At 72.8% G+C, this 2,092-nt stretch carries 4 protein-coding genes; 3 read left to right on the top strand and 1 reads right to left on the bottom strand.

From position 1 onward, the window contains the following. The 3 genes from R3F55_26060 to R3F55_26050 all read left to right on the top strand — a co-directional run. Positions 1 to 295, top strand: a 295-nt coding sequence (locus R3F55_26060; protein MEZ5670837.1) for a hypothetical protein, incomplete at its 5' end; no start/stop codon positions are given. Between the two features lie 62 nt (positions 296 to 357). Then, positions 358 to 1,053 (top strand): CPBP family intramembrane glutamic endopeptidase, encoded by a 696-nt coding sequence (locus R3F55_26055; GenBank protein ID MEZ5670836.1) that lies wholly within the window; start codon positions 358 to 360, stop codon positions 1,051 to 1,053. A 9-nt stretch (positions 1,054 to 1,062) separates the two neighbouring features. Beyond that, complete coding sequence (locus R3F55_26050) at positions 1,063 to 1,707, top strand: HAD-IB family hydrolase (protein MEZ5670835.1); 645 nt, start codon at positions 1,063 to 1,065, stop codon at positions 1,705 to 1,707. 9 nt (positions 1,708 to 1,716) lie between these two features. Here R3F55_26050 and R3F55_26045 read toward each other — a convergent pair. Beyond that, on the bottom strand, positions 1,717 to 2,092 hold a 376-nt coding region (locus tag R3F55_26045; protein ID MEZ5670834.1), incomplete at its 5' end, for a hypothetical protein.

The raw sequence follows: 2,092 nt of genomic DNA, 5'->3' as shown, positions 1-2,092 counted from the left end.
CCCGAAGGGCCGCTACCGGGTGCCCAAGTTCGGCCTCGAGGTCTACGGCGGCCTGCTCATGGCGTGGGTCGACACCCTCGCCGAGAACGGCGCGGCGATGTTCTACGCCGACGACACCGACGGCTCGAGCTACCTCGGCACCGAGGTCGACCTCGGCCTGCGCACCAGCTTCAACAAGCACATGCGGTTCGCGCTCGAGACCGGCTACCTGCGGTTCGGCAAGGCCCTTAAGAGCCAGCTGACCAACGCCGACGGCTCGTTCACGCTGCAGTCGAGCATCGCGTTCGTGTGGTGACCGGCGGGGCGCCCGCGCCCACGCCCGCGCCGGATCCCCGGCGCGACGGTCGCCACGCCCTCGTGGTCTGGGCCCTGGTCGCCGGCGCGGTCACCGGGCTGGTCCGGATCGACGTCTGGATCCCCGGCGTCGGCCACCTCGGCTCCGCGCTCATCGCGGTGACGTTCCTCTACGCGCCGATCATCGCCGGTCGCCTGCGCGGCGAGGAGCTCGAGGACTACGGCTTCGTCACCCAGCCGGTCGGCCGCGGGCTGCGGCAGGCGGGGGTGGCGATGCTCGTCATCTTCCCGCTGTTCGCGTTCGCGTACTTCGCGTTCTACGAGGTGGCGTGCCACAGCGACCTCCTGCGTCACCTGGTGCCGCGCGGCATGTGCAGCCGCTACGGCAGCGTCGCCGGTCTGCACTGGCCGCGCCTGGGCGCCGACTTCTGGACCTTCGTCGCCGTGCAGCTGGTGGTGGTGGCGCTCACCGAGGAGCTGTTCTTCCGCGGGTTCCTGCTGCGCCTGCTCGAGCGCCGGTTCCCGCCGCGGTGGCGGCCCGGCGGCGGTGGCGTCGGGCTGGCGCTGGTGCTGTCGTCGCTCGCCTTCGCGCTGGTGCACCTGCCCAAGGACGGTGATCCGCGGGCGCTGGCGACCTTCTTCCCCGGGCTCCTGTTCGGCTGGATGCGGTCGGCCACCGGCTCGATCCTGGCCTCGACCCTGACCCACGCCGGCTCGAACATCCTGGTCCGGCTCCTCGATCTCGCGGTCCTGCGCTAGACCCACGCCATGCGCGCCGCGTTCTTCGATCTGGACGACACCATCCTGCGCGCCGACACCGGCACGAGCTGGATGAAGTTCCGCTATCGCCGCGGCGAGATCGGGCGGCGCGAGCTGGCGCGGACGGCGTACTGGAGCGTCCTGTACAAGCTCGCGGTGCTCGACATCGAGACCCTGGCCAGCCGGCTGGTGGCCGACATCGCCGGGCAGCCCGAGGCCGACATGCTCGCGGCGTGCGCGGCCTGGCACCCCGAGGTGCTCGCGCTCATCACGCCGGCGGCGCGCACGACGATCGCGGCGCACCAGGCCGCCGGCGACGTGGTCGCGCTGCTCACCGGCGCCACCCAGTACGCCGCCGAGCCGGTGGCCGCGCACCTCGGCGTGCCGCACGTGCTGTCGACCCGGCTCGAGGTCGCCGGCGGCCGCTTCACCGGCAAGCTGGCGGCGCGCGGGTTCGGCGCCCACAAGGTCGCGCTCGCCGAGCGCTTCGCCGTCGAGCACGGCGTCGATCTCGCGCGGTCGACCTTCTACTCGGACAGCTACCACGACCGACCGATGCTCGAGCGGGTCGGTCACCCGGTGGCGGTCAACGCCGACCTGCGCCTCGGCGCCCTGGCGTGGCGGCGCGGCTGGCCGCGCCAGCGCTGGGCGTAGCGCGCGCTGCTACGGCACCGGCGACAGCAGCCAGGTGTCGCCGAGGTAGGCGCCGTCGACGCCGTAGCCGTCGAAGATCACGAACTCGTGGCGCGCCTCGTCGTATGCGGTCGCCGCCGACTTGCGCGCGAGCCCGATGGCCGGCAGCGCGTCGGCGGTCCAGGTCGTGCCGTTCCACGTCCACAGCTGCGCGGTGGTGTTGGTGCCGAGCAGGACCACGCGCTGGGAGTCGGGATCGCGCGCGAGGGTCCACTTGTCGCCTCCGCCCAGCGGGCCGTTGCCGCCCTGGGTCCACGCCGAACCGTTCCAGCTCCAGGTGTCGCTGCCGTTGTCGCTGCCGAACAGGACGATGGTGCCGCGCAGGTCGTCGAAGGCCATCTGGTGG

The sequence above is a fragment of the Alphaproteobacteria bacterium genome (genome assembly GCA_041396705.1).
GTDB lineage: Bacteria > Pseudomonadota > Alphaproteobacteria > CALKHQ01 > CALKHQ01 > CALKHQ01.
The sequence above is the reverse complement of the archived record's forward strand: the minus strand, read 5'-3'. Positions and strand labels throughout refer to the sequence as shown.

What these genes read in the sequence shown, in the direction of transcription:
- R3F55_26050 (MEZ5670835.1), top strand. Translation starts at nt 1,063, where the DNA reads ATGCGCGCCGCGTTCTTCGATCTGGACGACACCATCCTGCGCGCCGAC.